We start from the raw sequence: 16,641 nt of genomic DNA on the forward strand, positions 1-16,641 counted from the left end.
TTGCATGTATTAGGCACGCCGCCAGCGTTCGTCCTGAGCCAGGATCAAACTCTCCATAAAAGTAAGTTCGTTTGACTTGCTCAATCCGGCTGAAGCCTCCGACCCTCATGCAAGGGTCTTCGTTTCAGCACTAGCTGACTTGTTTATTAAAGTCACTGTCATGTGACTGCTTATTCGCTCGATGTTCAGTTTTCAAAGATCAAACTGTCTTATTCACCACCGCTTGTTTATCAGCGACAGGAATTAGATCATATCATATTCTCATTCACTCATGCAACCTGTAATTTCTTCCAGTAGCTTCAGCTTCTTTATTGAAATCAGTCAGTCACAAGAAAATATCTTATCATACATTCGACCATCCCGCAAGCGCTAATTCCTTCCAAGTATGCATTGTTACATTACTAAGTCCGGAATTTCATGGCTCGTTCAAGGCCGGACTCATAATATATCACGCACGCACTTAAATAGCAACAAGGAATTTCGACCCATTTCGACAGGTGCAGAATAATTAGGTTCGTGTTGTATACCCTACCTAATACAAGCCTTTTCGATCTGGAGGTAGCCATATGCACTTATTCAAGCGTCAGATGCGTACTGCCGGGCGGTGCCTGATAGCCGCATTGGCTTTGCCCCTGCTCTGGAACCAGAGTCCAACTGCCTCTGCAGCTCTGGCCGCCCCCTCGGCATCTATTGAAAATAAAGTTTCATCTGATGAAAATCCATACGCTCAACGTAAAGATCTTTTCCACAAAATCAGTACCCTAACGGGTATTCCATGGTTCTACCTGGCTGCTATCGATCAATACGAACGAACGCTAAGCATTGCACGACCGAAAAAAAGACCCCCTCGCGAGGGCCTTATCGGCATCTATTTCACCCCGCTGGAATGGGTCGGCATGATGAATCCGGATGAACTGGACAGGAACGTCAGCTCTATCTCTTTCTTTGGCGGGTACGGCCGTGACGGTTCCGGCGACGGAAAAGCCGATCTGACTAACGATGCAGACGTATTATACAGTATGGCGTCCCATATCCTTGCTTACGGCAATAAAGAGGATGACCTGAGAATCGCTTTATGGGAGCATTATCAAAATTCACGAAGTATTGAACGCATCGAGCAATTCGCCAAAATATATGCCGCCAGAAATACACTGGATCTCAGCCAGCATGCTTTTCCGGTTCCCGTTAGATCCCGGTATTCCTTTCGGAGCACTTGGGGCGCAGGCCGCAGCTGGGGAGGCTATCGGATTCATGAGGGTACGGATATTTTCGCCGGCTATGGAGTTCCTGTAAGAAGCACATGCTACGGAATTGTTGAAAACAAAGGCTGGAATCCCTATGGAGGCTGGCGTATAGGCATAAGGGATACGGATAATATTTATCATTATTACGCCCATTTGCAGGGTTTTGATAAAAACCTGAAGGAAGGCGATCTGCTGACTCCAGGCCAAGTGATAGGCTGGGTCGGTTCCTCCGGATACGGAAAGCCCGGCACATCCGGCAAGTTCCCTCCCCATTTACATTATGGAGTTTACAGGGATAACGGGCTTACCGAATGGTCGTTTGATCCATATCCTCTTTTAAAACGGTGGGAACGCAGCGAGAGAACGACAAATAAGTCTCATTAACTATTATTGACCTTCAGGTGGAGGCGAGGATCCGTTACCCGCGGCTTCGCCTTCTTTTGTTTCATCGGTGGAGGAAGGGCTGGATCCCGGGCTCATCTGCAGGTTAGGCAAAGATAAGCTTGGAGCGCCGGAAGCCGAATTCCCTACGGGATTCCCTTTGTTATCGTAATAATACATAGGCACATCGCCCACCACGAGCAAATATGAAATGGGGATTTCGGTTTCGACCAGCTCAGGCTCCGTATCAAACGGGATAATAATAGCGACCTCAGCAATAATACGGATATATACCTCCACCAATATCATATTGATCCCGGCATCCTGCTGCCTTGTATTCAAGTCCACCTTCACGGAACCCGCCGGAACCAGCTTTACAGGGATATCGGGCCCGAAAGAGGCTAAGATTGCACTATTCAGCGCCTGCCCCACAGGTATTTTTTCCGGAATATCCTTCATGTCATCTAAAAGGCTGCGCACAACCCCGATCGTTTCCGAGGTAATTCTCATATGTTCAGCGTAATTCAGCATAAAGCCCGTGATTTTGCCGTTGGAATCCGTCTTCCAGTCAATGAGCTTCTGGGTATCCTGCCCTTGGGATATCTGATTGGAGATCGCCTCGTTGATCGCCTGGGTGGCCATTTGCTTCACGCGGATCTTGGCAACGTTCATTAACGGGGGCCTCAAATTTTTCTCAATAAAAATGAACGTCTGCAGAGAAAAGAAAAACATGATGACCAAGGTTATGAAAAACACTTTTCTCCGGCTCCCCGGTTTCACGGTCCTGCTTCTCCAACGTTTTCTGCGCTGCAAGCATGCGCACCCCCTGTCTGCCCTGTCTACCTCCATATCTATGCTGTTTTCCCCGGAAAAAGAAGAAGCCGCCGTTGGCACGGCAGCTCCGGTTTATGCGATTTGTTGCAAAGTATAGTTAAAGAGTTCTTCCAGCTCCACCGCTTGGACCCGCTCCAGCAGATTCCGCTCCGTCTGAGTCCCGCCGCCTTGCTCCAAAGCTTCCACAGCATCGCTGAACGCTGAGGCATTCCATGCAACGGAACCGGCGAGAAGTTGCAGCAGTTGTTTGATGCTGTCATCATGCAGCAACTCGAGTTCTTCATTAAGCAGCAGAGGGGCGACGCGATCTCTCACCTTTTGAAAAACGGGATGCGAACCTGCCTGACGGAACCAGTACTTCCCGTTCCAATAGTCGCCTTCCATCCTGTGCATAATCCCATGCCAATAGGCACCCGTTGCAGTGTCCTCAATCTGCTGCGCATAAGCGTGAGAGCGGTCCAGACTGTCGTTCAGCAAGTGAAGTCCTGCTTTCAGTGTAATTGAAGCTTTATCTTTTCCTAAGGGGAGCCCGGCAATTTCGCGGTCCAATTCCTCGTTCCATATTTGCTTTGGCGACAATGGCTGATTTTCGTTTCGTGCATTCAGTTTTTGGATTACGGTATCCAGTGCATTATTCATTACTTCGCAGCCTCCCTGCAATTTATTGTAGGAAATCCATTATCATCAGTATGGCATGAATTTGGAAGTTTGTCTGCTCACGTAAGCCGGAAGAGCTCCATACTAAAAACTCTCCGCCCGATCCTTGATCGGTGAACCATCTCCGTTTACCTTTGATAATATTCCCGCTGCCGCAGCGCCTCATATAACAAAACGGTAGCAGCCATTGCCACATTCAGCGATTCCGATTGTCCCCGCATCGGGATAATCAACCGGTCCGTCACAAAAGCTTCGGTCTCCGGGCTTACCCCGGCCGATTCGTTTCCCAGAACGATCCAGGATGCTGTGGTAAAGTTGTGTTCGTAACAGTTTTTGTCCGCCTGCAGGCTGGTTCCGATCACTTTCGCGCCGGCATCTTCCGCCTTTGGCAGAAGTTCGGTAAGATCCGCCTCCACAATAGGCAAATGAAAGAGCGATCCCATCGTTGAGCGGACTGTCTTCGGATTAAACAAATCTACAGTGCCTTTGCCAAGGACAACGCCGGAAGCGCCTACCGCATCGGCCGAACGGATAATAGTCCCCAAGTTCCCGGGATCCTGTACACCGTCCACCACTACGACCAAAGCTTGAGGATCCTGCAGCCAAGCAGCATCATCTGCGGCAGGTTTACGGACTACGGCAAATACAGGCTGCGGTGTTTTGGCGTCCGTACATTTGGCAATAACGGCATCCGATGCGCCCAGCCACTCCGTCCGTTGTCCGGCATATTCGGTCAATTCCCCCGGAATTCCTTTGTCCAGCGAGAAAACTACACACTCCAGTTCCTCCTGAGATTTAAGGGCTTCCAGCACAAGATGCGTCCCTTCAATGAGAAATTTGCCCTGCGCCATTCTTCCTTTTCGATCCAATAGTTGAGCCCACTGCTTTACGCGCGGATTATGTACTGAAGTAATTTCCATCTCGTCTGCTTCCTTTTTCACATAATTTATACCCTCCATTATAGCATGACCGCCTTCCCTGTGTTCGAACCGGAGGAAAACGGATAAATGCCGCCACAAGTGCGCATAGTAAAAGAGAGATAACAGATTACGGAGGTTTTGGTTATGATTCTAATTACCCTAAGGCAAGCCATTATGCAAAAAGTGCAGAACAAGCCCGACGAAGAAATTTTCGATATGATCGAGAACTCCGTAGATGCGGATGAACGTGCACTGCCGGGTCTGGGAGTATTGTTTGAAACCATTTGGAAAAACTGCGGCCAAGAAAAGCAAAATGAACTTGTCGGCATCCTTCAACAGCATTTGCCCGCTACGGCGGCCGCCCATAAATAAAGGCAAATAAATAACCTTACTCACGCGGAGTAAGGTTATTTGCCGATTCATCTGCTTAGCGCAGCACCTCAAGACCGTTTCCCATAGGAATTGCCAAAGGCTTCTCGCAGCTGCTCTGCATGTTGTAATGTCTTCCTTCCGCAGAAGCATCGTGGAAGCCGTGCATCGCCTCCAGGACGTGATAGGCCATCTCCCCGTTAGCCCGGTGATTGCGTCCGCTGCGGATCGCATAGGCCATATCGGCGACTCCGATTCCCCGGTTGTTGTCCGTGAATCCGTGTGTCAACGGGATTTCGCTCCATTCCTGTGAGCCGGTTCTGCGAATTTGAACTTTCCCGCCGAAACTGTTCGGGTCAGGGACACGCAAGGTTCCTTCCGTACCGTAAATTTCAATATTAGGGAGCCCGCATCCGGCGGGGACATCGAACGAGGTAATCAGGGTACCTACCGCTCCCGAGGCAAAATCAATCACTCCCGAAAGATGAGTAGGCGTTTGTACCGTAATCTTCTGGCCGTATTTGGGTTTGCTTGTAATCGTCCGTTCTGCATGAGTGATAACCGCCGAGCCAGTTACACGTCTGATCGGTCCAAGCAAGGTGACAAAAGCAGTCAAATAATAAGGGCCCATATCAAACATAGGTCCGCCGCCAACATGGTAATAAAAAGCCGGGTCCGGATGCCAGCTCTCATGCCCGCCGCACATCATGAAACCGGTTGCCGAAACAGGCCGGCCGATCCAGCCGTCCTCGATCAGCTTACGGCATGTTTGAATCCCTCCGCCCATAAAGGTTTCCGGCGCAGACGCTACACGCAGCCCTTTGGCAGCTGCCAAAGCCAGCACGGCTTGCCCTTCCTCCCGGGTAACGGCCAGAGGCTTTTCCACATAAACATGTTTGCCGGCCTCCAATGCTTTTAAGCTGATCTCCGCATGCGCAGCAGGAATTGTCAAATTAATAACAATTTCAATATCAGGGTCCGCGAGAAGTTCATCAACGCTGTAGGCCTGGGGAATTTGAAATTCTTCGGCCCTTGCCTCAGCTCTTGATTTATCAAGGTCGGCACAAGCAATCAGATCAAGATTTTCATACTGCTTACAGTTCTTAAAATAGATGCTGCTGATATTTCCGCAGCCGATAATGCCCACTTTCACTTTATCCATGCTTTATCTCCCGCTCCTCTTCTTATGAACGATACCCTGCTATTTCGCTGCCCATACCATGCCCCGACGCATCAACTCAAGCACCTGCGGCATTTCAACAATATTGGCCTGGTGTCCAAGCGAACAATAGTATACTTTGCCTTCCCCGTACCGCTTGGTCCACACTACAGGCATTTTTACCTGACCGAAATTGGTGGTGGCGAGCACTTCATTGCCCGGATCGACATGCATGTAATACTGTTCGGATACAACGATGAAATCCTCGATCCCGCTTGTCAACGGATGCTCCGGGTCCGTGATGTTTACTTCATATCGAACCCCGTCATTCCCGGGATGAGCCACCCATTGCCCGCCGACCATATACTGATATTCCGTTTCATTCCGGAAGGAATCACCCATTCCGCCATGGCATCCGGCGATGCCTGTTCCGTGTTTGACGGCAGAAAGCAGCGGGTTCAGCTGCTCTTGAGTAATCGCCCCCATTGTCCACACAGGAACAATGAGATCCAGCGCTTTCAGCTTTTCTTCATCTTTCAGGCTGTCCAGCGTATCGGAAATTTCCACTTCAAACGATTCTTCCTTCAACAGGCCGCCCAAAATCCCGGCCACCTCTTTAGGCTGGTGTCCATCCCAGCCTCCTTGTACGATCAGCGCTTTACGCAATCCCGTTCCTCCTGTTCCACCTGCTATAATTAATCATCTCGAACACGTGCTACATTTCGTCTACTCTTACCCAGCGTCTTTGTTCAATGGAACGGTCCACGGCCTCAAGTACGGCTTGGCACTTTACGCCGTCATGGAAATTCGGCGAAGGCTGGCGTCCGCTGCCCACTGCTTCCAGCAGTTCCACCACTTCATGAATAAAAGTGTGTTCGTAACCGATGGTATGGCCCGGCGGCCACCAGGCATCCGCATAAGCATGGGATGGATCGGTTGCAAGTACCCTGCGGAACCCTTGCACATCCGCATCGTCATCCGTGAAATACACCTGCAGCTCGTTCATCCGCTCGAAATCGAATTTCACGCTGCCTTTGCTGCCGTTAATTTCGAACGAATTCGTGCAGCGGTGGCCGGGAGCAAACCGGGTCGCTTCAAAACTGCCAAGCGCGCCGGAAGCGAAGCGTGTGAGAAACAGCGTAGCGTCGTCCACGGTGACCTGCCCTTTGGGCGCATCGCTTGCACCTTTGGCGCTCAGCCCTGTCATGGAAGAAGCGATAGGTCGTTCCTTTATGAACGTCTCGCTCATGCCGATGACTTCTTCCATATCTCCGACAAGGAAGTGCGCCAAGTCAATCAGATGCGCACCCAGGTCACCGTGAGACCCGGAGCCCGCGACCTCTTTATCAAGCCGCCAAACGAGCGGGAACTCCGGATCCACGATCCAATCCTGGAGAAACCAGGCGCGGAAGTGGTAGATGTCCCCGAGCCGGCCTTCGGCGACCAGTTTCTTGGCCAGCTGTACGGCTGGTGCAAAGCGGTAGTTAAAGCCTACCATATGCTTTACGCCCGCCTCCTCGGCAGCTGCGAGCATTTCGCGGGAATCCGCAAGCGTAAGGGCCAGCGGCTTCTCGCAGAACAAATGCTTGCCCGCCTTTGCTGCGGCGATCGCAATCTCTTTGTGCGCATTGCTCGGGGCATTGATATCGATCAGGTCGATATCATCCCGTTCTATCAGCCTGCGCCAGTCGGTTTCACTGCTCTCCCAGCCGAACTGTTCCGCTGCAGAAGTTACGCCTTCGGGATCACGTCCGCAGATCGCCTTCATTACGGGTTTTGCCGTTTGCGGGAAGAACATAGGTAAAGAACGGTATGCATTGCTGTGAGCCTTACCCATAAATTTATAGCCGATCATGCCGATTCGTACGTTATTAGCCATCTAATTTCCTCCTCATGAGTGGTTTTCATCCATCATTTCCGCGGGTTGAACTTAGAAGAAGGCCGAACCATCAGGCGTGTTGGCAGAATTTCATAAAACGGTTCTCCCGCAATACTTTCCGAATGCGCTTGCATTTGCCTGATCAGATGTTCCACGGCTCTCCCGCCCATCTCGAAGAAGGGCACATCTACTGACGTTAACGGAGGTCCGGTCAACTTGGCCGCATCCGAATCATCATACCCGGCCAAGGCTATATCCCGGCCCGCCTCTAATCCCTTCTCCTTCCATCCCTGCAACAGTCCGATCGCCATCCTGTCGTTAGCGGCGAATACTGCATCCGGGCGGCTGCCTTGCAGCGTTAAAGATGCTGATAAGGAATATCCGCTTTTTCTGCTGTAATTCCCCTCAAACACCCTCTCAGGACGATAAGGCAATCCCGCTTCCTCCAATGCCCGCCTGTACCCTTCCAGCCTATCGGCACTGTTCGAGTACATCATCGGTCCATTGACAAACGCGATATCCTTTGCGCCCTGCTCGGCAAGATGCCTCACGGCTTCATAGCTTCCAGTCACATGGTCCGCGTCAACGCCATAATATCGGCAGCCCTCGAAACGCTGATTTACAAGGCAAAACGGATAACCGCCCCGCTCCAGTTCAAGCAGAGCTTTCCGTTCCTGGGGAACATCCCGTGCACCAAGGATGATGCAGGCATCAATCTTTTGCTTCTGGAAGTATTGGGCATAATTCAGCTCCTCCTCCGGCGTCAGAAACAGCAGCAGCAGATCATAACCATTCCGCTTCACCTGCTCGCCGATCCCGCTGAGAATTTCCGAAAAATAATAAGTAGAGAAAATATGTACTTTCGGAACATAGGGAAGGATCACGCCGATATTACCGCTCTTCCGTTTCACGAAGCTCTGCGCGATGGCGCTGGGATGATAATTCAGCTGCCTGGCCGCTTCAAGCACCCGCTGGCGTGTTCTGTCCGCGATCGGTCCGACGTTGTTAAGCACCCTCGACACCGTGGCTTCCGAGACGCCAGCCAGTTTAGCCACTTCTTTTCTGTTAATGACAAGCCCTCCGATTTCCATGCCTTTGAGTTACACTAGAGATGAATTAAATAGCTTGATGAAAACAAAATGTACACGTGTACATTTTCGCTTGAAACCCTTTTCTTGTCAATGCCCTTTTTGACTCAATAAAAATAAAGCTGCCCCGGTCTTCCTCCGGAGCAGCTTTTCTTGTACTAACAGAATATCGCTTAAGGCGCCGTTTCTAAGAATGCAGCGGTCGGATTCTTTTCCACTGCTGTACGCATCGCATACTCATTCTCGAACAGGGCCACATAGTTGTCGTTCTTGTCTTTAACCAACTGAGAATTAATACGGAACTTCGACGGGTCGATCTTCTCGTCCACAATCCAGCGCGCGAATTGGAAAGGCATCCGCTGCAGTTGAATTTCAACGCCATATTCCGCCTTCATACGGTATTCGAACACTTCAAATTGCAGCTGGCCGACAACGCCGAGCAGGGTGTCTTCAAACCCGATAGTTTTGAATACCTGAACCGTTCCCTCTTCCGTCAGCTGATCGATTCCCTTTTGGTACTGTTTATGCTTCAGGGCATTTTTCACAATCACTTTGGCAAAAATTTCGGGAGAGAACGTCGGCAGCTCATCGAATACAAAATTGCCGCCCTGCACAAGCGTATCCCCGATTCGGAAGATGCCCGGATCGAACAGACCGATAATGTCACCCGGATAAGCAGTGTCCACAATATCACGGTCTTGGGCAAGGAACTGCTGAGGCTGTGCCAGCTTGATTTCCTTGCCTGCGCGCACATGCTTGACTGCCATCCCGCGCTCAAACTTCCCGGAGCAGATCCGCAGGAACGCGAGGCGGTCGCGATGCGCAGGGTTCATATTGGCTTGGATTTTAAAAACATAACCCGAGAACTTCTCCTCCGTAGGCTCCACTTCTCCTGCGCTGCTGTTCCGCGGAGTCGGCGACGGCGCCAGTTCCAGAAAATTCTCAAGAAACGTTTGTACGCCAAAGTTATTGATAGCACTGCCGAAGAAAACGGGGGTGAGCTCTCCGCTTGCGATCTTCTCGAAGTCGTATTCCTCGCCCGCTACATCGAGAAGTTCGAGATCCTGCTGAAGCTGGTTATAAAAATAGTCCCCGGCCATCTCTTTGATAATCGGATCTTCATAACCCGAAACTTTGCGTACGCTGATTGTCGTGTGATCATCGCCCTGGAACAGTTCCACTTGGGTTTTGTGGCGGTCATACACTCCGCACAACTCTTTCCCCATCCCGATCGGCCAATTCATCGGGTAGGACCGGATACCGAGCACCTGCTCCAGCTCCTCAAGCAGATCAAACGGATTCTGTCCTTCACGGTCGAGCTTGTTAATGAATGTGAAGATCGGAATCCCACGCTTGCGGCATACCTGGAACAGCTTTTTCGTTTGGGCCTCGACCCCTTTGGCGACGTCGATCAGCATGACTGCGCTGTCTGCTGCCGTAAGCGTACGGTACGTATCCTCGGAGAAATCCTGGTGACCCGGCGTATCCAGAATGTTCACCTTGTGCCCTTCATAATCAAACTGCATGACGGAGGAAGTAACCGAAATCCCCCTCTGCTTCTCAATCTCCATCCAGTCGGAGGTAGCATGTCGGCTAGCCTTACGGCCTTTAACTGTACCTGCTAAACGAATCGCTCCTCCGAACAGAAGCAGCTTCTCCGTAAGAGTCGTTTTCCCCGCATCGGGGTGAGATATAATAGCGAACGTCCGCCGTTTCTGGACTTCACTCTGTAATTCCTGCGCTAAGCCTTTACTCATGGTCTATCCTATTCCCTTCATCTTAAATCGTTAGTATTCCTGTTCGATCTATGAAATTCGTCCATTTAGACGGTTGTGCCTGAAATCGCAACTTCTATTATAGCTGTTTTTCGGTTACCTTGCACAGAAACCTGCACTTCTTTCCAGTCTTTCTTTCTATTCGAGGTTCTAAGCTTCATTTTTAGAAAAAAAGAGCCCCAACCGGTTCAGTTGCGGCTCCTTACTATAGATGCCTCTTTCGGCACTATGGCCATTTCTTCGGAACTGGCCCTCTTCTACGATGTTCAGCCATCGCACTCCCCGGCTGTGCGGACTTCGTAAAGAGCTTCAGCACGGGGGAGAACGTTTGGGACATTTTGTAGATTTTCTGCATTTTTTCTAAGTTTTTGATCATGCCGTCCAATCCGCCCATTTGCTTCCACAGCGCGTTAAAATCACCCTGCGCCTGAGCCTGGGGAATCGATGGAATCGGCGGTGGAGCCGTAGAGGCGGGGGCCGCCGGCTTCGGTGTCTGGGCTTGGGCAAGGGACTGAGGGGTCATTGTGAAGAAAGAAGACCAGGCTGGCGGAAGGAACGTGCCTTCTTGAACAGCCCCCAACATCGGCGGAGCAGGCCCAAGAAAATCCGGCCACTGGATAGGGGGCCTTCCGGAGGCTCTAACAACCGCTCTCTTGCCGGCCTTGCGCCGGGCTGTCGTTCGCTTAGACTTTTTCATGCGGAATCATCCCTGTTGTTAAAATTTCTACATTGTATGCCTTTCTGGCCAAGATGGTATGGGTTTTCGCTGAGACGGTTCAACCCATCCTCTCTTCCCCCCTTATAAAGAAAACGACCGGCTCTCATGACAGAGGGCCGGCCGATACTTTATCCTTGTTTATTAGATATCCAAATCACGTCATCTTCGTCTTGGCCGTTAACCGGCCACCATTTGAACCCGTCGTCAGCGAGCAAGTTGTTAGCCTGATCAGGACCCCAGGATCCCGCAGGATAATGGTGCAGGTCCGAAGCGTCTTCAGACCATGCCTTAGCAATCCTGTCAACGAAGGACCAAGCTAATGCGACTTCATCCCAACGGGTGAAATAGGTGGAATCCCCCCGGGCCGCATCGTTAATCAGCCGCTCATAAGCTTCAGGCGTGTTATGACCGATCTCACAGCTTTGGCAGAACTCCATAGCAATCGGAATGATAACACTCTCGGAGCCGGATCTCTTTGTGTTAATCTTGATGAAGATGCCCTCCATCGGGTTGACTCGAATGACCAGCAGGTTCGGTTGAAGAACACTTTTCTTGGCGAAATACACATTCTCCGGCACATTCTTGAATTCAACTACGATTTCCGTTGTCTTTACGGGGAGCCTTTTCCCTGTTCTCACATAGAAAGGAACGCCGGCCCAACGGAAATTATCCACATACACTTTCGCGGCAAAATAAGTCTCCGTCGTGGAACTCGGATTCACCGAATCCTCTTCCCGGTATGCAGGAAGGTCCTTGCCTTTATGCGAGCCATGGCTGTACTGACCACGGATCACATGGTTGCGGACTTCCTCGGAAGAAGAGTATCCGCGCAGCGAGCGCAGTACTTTTACCTTCTCGTCCCGGATATCTTCAGGGAGCATCCGGCTTGGAGGTTCCATGGCAATCATCGTTACCATCTGCAGCATATGGTTCTGCCCCATATCCCTCAGCGCCCCGGATTTATCGTAATAGCCTCCGCGCTCTTCCACGCCTACAGTTTCGCTAAGCGTAATTTGAATGTTAGCAATATGCTTGTTGTTCCATAACGGTTCAAAGAACGCATTGGCAAAGCGGATCGCTTCAATGTTCTGCACCATCTCTTTGCCGAGATAGTGGTCAATACGGTAGATCTCATCTTCTTTAAACACTTCATGGATTTGCGCATTCAACGTTTCGGCCGATTTCAAATCGTAGCCGAACGGTTTCTCTATAATCAGGCGATGCCAGCCTGGAGAATCCAGCAAGCCGCCGGAACGGAGATTCTGCGATACGCTGCCGAAAAGCTCAGGCCCCAGGGCCAGGTAGAACAAACGGTTGCCCGGTATATTAAATTTCACATCCAGTTGATTCGTCAACTCGCGCAGTTCATGGAAGCCAAGTACATTCGAGCTGTCGAGGGATTTATATTCAAAATGTTGAGCGAACCGTTCCCATTGGTCATCCCGATCCGCTTTGTAACGGCAAAATTCCTGAATGGATTGATACAAATCCTCCCGGAACTCTTCATTCGTGCGGGCCCTTCTGGCAATGCCTACAACTGCAAAATCCTCTTCCAGCTTGCCTTCCCGGTAAAGGCTGTATAAGGCGGGAAACAGTTTCCGGCGCGCCAAATCACCGGTTGCTCCGAAGATCAGAAAACATGCATTTGCCGCTATAGTTAAGTCGTTATGCGTATTCGTCATCGATCATCATTCTTTCCTATGTAATTTGATGCGATTTCTCGCCTATGTTGAGTAGTGTAGCACATTCGAAAATGAAGCGCTATTCCAGATAACATATCGCTTCTATAAAAATATTTGATAATTTTCCGCACCAGAATCTTTACCCAAAAATAGGCGGCTGTTACCGGGCGTGTGTCCATACGGAACAAACGTCTAGTGAATATTGTGTACAAAAAACAGGAGGTGTAACCGCATGTATCCTATTTACCCCATTACCAAAGACGCGGTTCTTCCCTTCTCAGGTCAGCTGGTGTGCGCTGTTTTAAAGGACGGTACGCGTCATGTCGGCATTCTGAGCAGAGTGCATAACGGGAAGCTGATTTTGAATGAAACGGAAGAAAATCATCGATCAACAACCGTCGAGAAACATCCTAACGGCAAAAAACAGGCTAACGTATCCAAAAAGACCCGCAAAGCTGGACTGTCTTCAGAGAGCGCTTCAGGCGAAGTGTCGGATTCCCGTTTACGGGAAGGATTTGGATATCCCGGTCCCCGCGCGTTTTTCGGCCCCCCCTTGCTCTTAGATGTGGAGCTTATCCTTTTGCTGGCCCTGTTATTGTAAAAACCATGACAAAAAAAAGAGATTCCGCCTGACTGCGGAATCTCTTACTTTAGCGGCGGCTATTCCGCCAACCCATTCTTGAACGCGTAGATGGCTGCCTGCGTGCGGTCCTCTACACCTAGTTTGGCAAGGACGTTAGTGACATGAAACTTTACCGTTTTTATGCCGATGAACAATTCATCGGCCACTTCCTGATTGGACTTGCCCTTAGACAACAGCCGAAGCACTTCCATCTCGCGCTCCGTAAGCTGTTCATGCGGTGCGGCCTCCGCCTTCGGCTGACGGAAGCGGTTCATGATTTTGGAGGCCACCTGGGACTCCAAAATGGATTGTCCGCGCGCAGCCGCGTGAATCGCCTGCGCAATTTCAGTTGCGCGTGAAGTTTTCAGCAGATAGCTGAATGCCCCCGCTTCAATGACTGGGTACATCTTCTCATCATCAAGAAAACTGGTTAGAACAATGACTTTGCAATCAGGATGTATCTGAAGCAGCTTCCGTGTGGTTTCGATACCGTCCATCCCGTCCATAACCAGATCCATTAATACCACATCCGGCCTGAACTCCTCGGCCAGACGAATCCCGTCGGCCCCGTTGCTGGCTTCGCCGACCACTTCGATGCCGTCCTCGGTTGACAGCACTGCCGCCAGCCCGATCCTAACCATCTCATGGTCATCCACCAGCATAACTTTAATGGGGGTAGTTACGGCCAACGTCTTCTCCTCCTTCTACAATGACCGGGATTCGGATATCAATCCGCGTTCCCTTGCCCGGTGCGGACACGATACTGATCGATCCGCCGATTTCGGTGACTCGTTCTTTCATCGAGACAATCCCGTAGGCGGCGTGCTTCTGCGCTTCCAGATCGAATCCGACGCCGTTATCTATAATCAGCAGCTTTACGGTATCTTCCCGCTGCTGCACTTTAATGTCCATCGTCGTCGCCCGGGAATGCCGCAAGGTGTTGGACAATGCTTCCTGCACGATACGGAACAGGTGATCCTCCACGCCCTTCACCAGCCTGATATGCTCATCCATGTCGAACGAAATATCGATCGGTACCCGGTCGCTTAGTTCTTGAATGAGTTCCTGAAGCCCTTGGGACAGCTTCTTGCCTTCCAGATGGACAGGCCGCAGGTGCAGGAGCAGCGCACGCATTTCCGACTGGGCGACCGAGGCCATTTCCTCGATCAGTCCGATTTGCCGCTGTGCCTTTTCAAAATCGGTACCCAACGTCCGCCCTACGGCGGTCGCGGTCATTGAAATAGCGAAAAGCTGCTGGCTAACCGCATCATGCAGTTCTCTCGCCAGCCTTTGGCGCTCCTCGACAACCGCCGAGAAGCGGGCTTTCTCCGCCAGCTGCGCGTTGTTCGTCGACAGACGCTGCAAGCTGTTCACCTGCTCTTCCCACTTGCGGCTAATGCGGCCCAGCTGTTCGCCAAGACGGCCGATTTCATCTTCGCCGAGCTTAGGTACTGGACGGGCAAGGTTTCCTTTTTCCAAATAAAGCATCGATTCATGGAGCACTTCCAGCCGGCGTTTCATCTTCTGAAACTGCCAAAAGCCATAAGCCCCGCCGATCATAATGACAGCAGCGCCAAGTGTAAGCCCTAGATGAAGTCCTCCCTGCCAGGTCAGTTTAGACAAGGGGGAGACATAATAGTTTACAAAATACAGGAACACGCCGCAAAGGAGCAGGCTCAGCATAATTGATTCGCTCATCCCGCGCCAAACCATGTTCGTCAGCCGTTTATTCTCCATTTGCCGTAAAACCGCTCCTTTCCGGCTGGGCCGCCGTTTACATAATCCGGATATCAATATCTCCTACGAGATAGGAAAGCGATAGTTTCACTTTATGAGTAGCCGTATCATAGTTCGGGGAGGTCCATACCATGCGGTTCAACAGGCCCGTCTCTTTCTCGGAACGGATATCCACTTGACCGAACAGGACCGAAGCCTGAACCGAAACGCCGATGTCCTCAGGAATGGTAATGTCGATATCGCCCACGACGCCTTGAAGGATCATAGTGACCTCTTTCTCCTCCGGCAGAGCCAAAGACAAATCCATATGAATTTCGCCTACAACATACCACATGCTCATATTCTTCAGCACCCAGGGCTCCCGGTCCCAGCGCAGCGACTGTACGAAGCTCTGTTTCTGGGAGTAAGGGGTATGCTTGTGCGCCTGTTTCGATTTTATATAAAAGAGCCCCAAAGAAATCAGCACAACCGCAATAATGAACGTCAGATGTTCCGATACGATCATCAGAGTACCGATCGCCAGAAGAACATAACCTGAACTTTGCCTGGAGGTGCGGATCCGGTGAATGCCGAACCAGATCATAAACAAGGCGACGATGGTGAAGAAACCGACAAACTTGCCGAACAAAATGATGACGCCGAACACAATGAGAGCAATGGCCGTATTGCGTTTCCGTTGATCCATGCCGCACCTCCTTTAGCTGCAATTACGGGCAAAAAAGCCATAGGCATATTATATACCGCCCGATGGCTTTTTCCTCCAATAGCATATCACATTGGGGCCGGAGCCCACAAAGATTATTTTCCGTTACGCGGAAGCCGGATTACTTAACCTCTTCCTCTTCTAACCTTACCGTTTCATGTGCCGGCGAAGCTGTCTCTGCTTCAGATCCGTCCAGCTTGCCTTTCAGCCTGCGAAGCTCATCATCGAGCTTCAGATCCAATGCAGGATTGGAACCGGTCGAAGCGCTGTTTACGCCTGCTGCAGAGCGGACATATCCAGATACGCTGCGCGACACCTCAGCTTCCGCTTCCAGCTGCATAATTTTCTCTTCCATCCGGTGGAAGCCTCGGGCTGCATTGCCGCTTTCGATGGTATTCACGTTCGTAATCTGGGACATCTGCTTCTGCGCTTTCGCAACTTGGGCGCGTGTCGCCAGTTCCGTACGCTTGTTGCGTAAACGGTAGTACTCTTCCTTCATCTCATGGAGCTGGGCGACAAGCGCTTCAGCCTGATCTTTGGATTGGATGTGCAGTGTTCCGTATTCAGCCGACTTTTGATCATAACCCAGCTTTTCTTCCAGCAGCGCACGGGCTGCAGCTTCGTTGCCTTCAGCCAGCGCTTGGCCAGCCAGCTGTTCGCGCTCACCGCTCAAACGGGCCGCTTCGTCGGCGCGGTGCTTCAGCTTGCGCTCGTTAGCCATTTGCTTGGCAACTGTTAATTCCGCCTGATGAATTTCGCTTTCCATATCGCGAAGGTACTGGTTCAGCATCACTACCGGATCTTCCACTTTATCCAGCACTTCATGCATCGACGCTACTGTCATTTCCTTAATCCGTTTGAATACTCCCATTG

Annotated in this window: 17 protein-coding genes and 1 rRNA gene; 3 read left to right on the plus strand and 15 right to left on the minus strand. The window is 50.9% G+C overall.

Annotated elements, in window-relative coordinates; all coding sequences use genetic code 11:
* Nucleotides 1-60: ribosomal RNA gene (locus ACFSUF_RS22245) — 16S ribosomal RNA — on the minus strand; the annotation flags it as partial.
* Nucleotides 61-566: 506 nt separating this feature from the next.
* Here ACFSUF_RS22245 and ACFSUF_RS22250 point away from each other — a divergent pair.
* Nucleotides 567-1,628 carry a M23 family metallopeptidase gene (locus ACFSUF_RS22250; RefSeq protein WP_377606770.1) on the plus strand — a complete coding sequence of 354 codons (1,062 nt, stop codon included), beginning with the start codon at nt 567-569 and terminating at the stop codon, nt 1,626-1,628.
* 3 nt (nt 1,629-1,631) lie between these two features.
* Here the strand turns inward: ACFSUF_RS22250 and yunB are convergent, their stop codons facing one another.
* From yunB to ACFSUF_RS22265, 3 genes are all read right to left on the minus strand, one after another.
* Nucleotides 1,632-2,438, minus strand: coding sequence for a sporulation protein YunB (yunB, locus tag ACFSUF_RS22255; RefSeq protein ID WP_377606772.1), 807 nt, complete (start codon nt 2,436-2,438; stop codon nt 1,632-1,634).
* Nucleotides 2,439-2,531: 93 nt separating this feature from the next.
* Nucleotides 2,532-3,098: a hypothetical protein gene (locus tag ACFSUF_RS22260; protein WP_377606774.1), complete on the minus strand. Its 567-nt coding sequence runs from the start codon at nt 3,096-3,098 to the stop codon at nt 2,532-2,534.
* A 146-nt stretch (nt 3,099-3,244) separates the two neighbouring features.
* A complete protein-coding gene (locus tag ACFSUF_RS22265) occupies nt 3,245-4,036 on the minus strand; it encodes a TrmH family RNA methyltransferase (RefSeq protein ID WP_377606819.1) in 792 nt (263 codons plus the stop codon).
* 144 nt (nt 4,037-4,180) lie between these two features.
* Here ACFSUF_RS22265 and sspI point away from each other — a divergent pair, with 144 nt between their 5' ends.
* Nucleotides 4,181-4,408, plus strand: a complete 228-nt coding sequence (gene sspI, locus ACFSUF_RS22270) for a small acid-soluble spore protein SspI (RefSeq protein WP_377606776.1) — start codon at nt 4,181-4,183, stop codon at nt 4,406-4,408.
* A gap of 55 nt (nt 4,409-4,463) precedes the next feature.
* On the opposite strand, the gene ACFSUF_RS22275 is transcribed toward sspI, so the two are convergent.
* The 7 genes from ACFSUF_RS22275 to zwf all read right to left on the minus strand — a co-directional run bounded on the left by ACFSUF_RS22275 (nt 4,464) and on the right by zwf (nt 12,706).
* Nucleotides 4,464-5,567 (minus strand): Gfo/Idh/MocA family protein, encoded by a 1,104-nt coding sequence (locus ACFSUF_RS22275; protein WP_377606778.1) that lies wholly within the window; start codon nt 5,565-5,567, stop codon nt 4,464-4,466.
* A 39-nt stretch (nt 5,568-5,606) separates the two neighbouring features.
* Nucleotides 5,607-6,230, minus strand: coding sequence for a ThuA domain-containing protein (locus tag ACFSUF_RS22280; RefSeq protein ID WP_377606780.1), 624 nt, complete (start codon nt 6,228-6,230; stop codon nt 5,607-5,609).
* A gap of 49 nt (nt 6,231-6,279) precedes the next feature.
* A complete protein-coding gene (locus tag ACFSUF_RS22285; protein WP_377606782.1) occupies nt 6,280-7,443 on the minus strand; it encodes a Gfo/Idh/MocA family protein in 1,164 nt (387 codons plus the stop codon).
* 32 nt (nt 7,444-7,475) lie between these two features.
* A complete protein-coding gene (locus ACFSUF_RS22290; protein ID WP_377606784.1) occupies nt 7,476-8,534 on the minus strand; it encodes a LacI family DNA-binding transcriptional regulator in 1,059 nt (352 codons plus the stop codon).
* A gap of 170 nt (nt 8,535-8,704) precedes the next feature.
* On the minus strand, nt 8,705-10,288 hold the full coding sequence (locus tag ACFSUF_RS22295; protein WP_377606786.1) for a peptide chain release factor 3: 1,584 nt from the start codon (nt 10,286-10,288) through the stop codon (nt 8,705-8,707).
* A 244-nt stretch (nt 10,289-10,532) separates the two neighbouring features.
* Nucleotides 10,533-11,003, minus strand: a complete 471-nt coding sequence (locus ACFSUF_RS22300) for a hypothetical protein (protein ID WP_377606788.1) — start codon at nt 11,001-11,003, stop codon at nt 10,533-10,535.
* Nucleotides 11,004-11,152: 149 nt separating this feature from the next.
* Nucleotides 11,153-12,706 carry a glucose-6-phosphate dehydrogenase gene (gene zwf / locus ACFSUF_RS22305; RefSeq protein ID WP_377606790.1) on the minus strand — a complete coding sequence of 518 codons (1,554 nt, stop codon included), beginning with the start codon at nt 12,704-12,706 and terminating at the stop codon, nt 11,153-11,155.
* 232 nt (nt 12,707-12,938) lie between these two features.
* Between zwf and ACFSUF_RS22310 the strand changes: the two genes are divergently transcribed.
* Complete coding sequence (locus ACFSUF_RS22310; RefSeq protein ID WP_377606792.1) at nt 12,939-13,307, plus strand: hypothetical protein; 369 nt, start codon at nt 12,939-12,941, stop codon at nt 13,305-13,307.
* A 59-nt stretch (nt 13,308-13,366) separates the two neighbouring features.
* Here ACFSUF_RS22310 and ACFSUF_RS22315 read toward each other — a convergent pair whose 3' ends face one another.
* From ACFSUF_RS22315 to ACFSUF_RS22330, 4 genes are all read right to left on the minus strand, one after another.
* Nucleotides 13,367-13,990 (minus strand): response regulator, encoded by a 624-nt coding sequence (locus ACFSUF_RS22315; protein WP_377606821.1) that lies wholly within the window; start codon nt 13,988-13,990, stop codon nt 13,367-13,369.
* Nucleotides 13,991-13,994: 4 nt separating this feature from the next.
* Nucleotides 13,995-15,065 (minus strand): HAMP domain-containing sensor histidine kinase, encoded by a 1,071-nt coding sequence (locus tag ACFSUF_RS22320; protein WP_377606794.1) that lies wholly within the window; start codon nt 15,063-15,065, stop codon nt 13,995-13,997.
* Between the two features lie 37 nt (nt 15,066-15,102).
* Entirely contained in the window at nt 15,103-15,750 is a 648-nt protein-coding gene (gene liaF / locus ACFSUF_RS22325) for a cell wall-active antibiotics response protein LiaF (protein ID WP_377606796.1), read from the minus strand.
* Nucleotides 15,751-15,889: 139 nt separating this feature from the next.
* Complete coding sequence (locus ACFSUF_RS22330; protein WP_377606798.1) at nt 15,890-16,639, minus strand: PspA/IM30 family protein; 750 nt, start codon at nt 16,637-16,639, stop codon at nt 15,890-15,892.
* Between the last annotated feature and the right edge of the window lie 2 nt (nt 16,640-16,641).

The sequence above is a fragment of the Paenibacillus gansuensis genome (assembly GCF_042684925.1).
Classification (GTDB): Bacteria; Bacillota; Bacilli; order Paenibacillales; family DY6; genus Paenibacillus_N; species Paenibacillus_N gansuensis.

Bases quoted from the DNA above. Each gene is read 5' to 3' on its own strand.
- ACFSUF_RS22315 (WP_377606821.1), bottom strand. From the start codon at position 13,990: ATGCTGGTGGATGACCATGAGATGGTTAGGATCGGGCTGGCGGCAGTG.
- ACFSUF_RS22275 (WP_377606778.1), bottom strand. From the start codon at position 5,567: ATGGATAAAGTGAAAGTGGGCATTATCGGCTGCGGAAATATCAGCAGC.
- sspI (WP_377606776.1), top strand. From the start codon at position 4,181: ATGATTCTAATTACCCTAAGGCAAGCCATTATGCAAAAAGTGCAGAAC.
- liaF (WP_377606796.1), bottom strand. From the start codon at position 15,750: ATGGATCAACGGAAACGCAATACGGCCATTGCTCTCATTGTGTTCGGC.
- ACFSUF_RS22260 (WP_377606774.1), bottom strand. From the start codon at position 3,098: ATGAATAATGCACTGGATACCGTAATCCAAAAACTGAATGCACGAAAC.
- ACFSUF_RS22310 (WP_377606792.1), top strand. From the start codon at position 12,939: ATGTATCCTATTTACCCCATTACCAAAGACGCGGTTCTTCCCTTCTCA.
- ACFSUF_RS22330 (WP_377606798.1), bottom strand. From the start codon at position 16,639: ATGGGAGTATTCAAACGGATTAAGGAAATGACAGTAGCGTCGATGCAT.
- ACFSUF_RS22300 (WP_377606788.1), bottom strand. From the start codon at position 11,003: ATGAAAAAGTCTAAGCGAACGACAGCCCGGCGCAAGGCCGGCAAGAGA.
- ACFSUF_RS22290 (WP_377606784.1), bottom strand. From the start codon at position 8,534: ATGGAAATCGGAGGGCTTGTCATTAACAGAAAAGAAGTGGCTAAACTG.
- ACFSUF_RS22265 (WP_377606819.1), bottom strand. From the start codon at position 4,036: ATGGAAATTACTTCAGTACATAATCCGCGCGTAAAGCAGTGGGCTCAA.
- zwf (WP_377606790.1), bottom strand. From the start codon at position 12,706: ATGACGAATACGCATAACGACTTAACTATAGCGGCAAATGCATGTTTT.
- ACFSUF_RS22295 (WP_377606786.1), bottom strand. From the start codon at position 10,288: ATGAGTAAAGGCTTAGCGCAGGAATTACAGAGTGAAGTCCAGAAACGG.
- ACFSUF_RS22285 (WP_377606782.1), bottom strand. From the start codon at position 7,443: ATGGCTAATAACGTACGAATCGGCATGATCGGCTATAAATTTATGGGT.
- ACFSUF_RS22320 (WP_377606794.1), bottom strand. From the start codon at position 15,065: ATGGAGAATAAACGGCTGACGAACATGGTTTGGCGCGGGATGAGCGAA.
- ACFSUF_RS22250 (WP_377606770.1), top strand. From the start codon at position 567: ATGCACTTATTCAAGCGTCAGATGCGTACTGCCGGGCGGTGCCTGATA.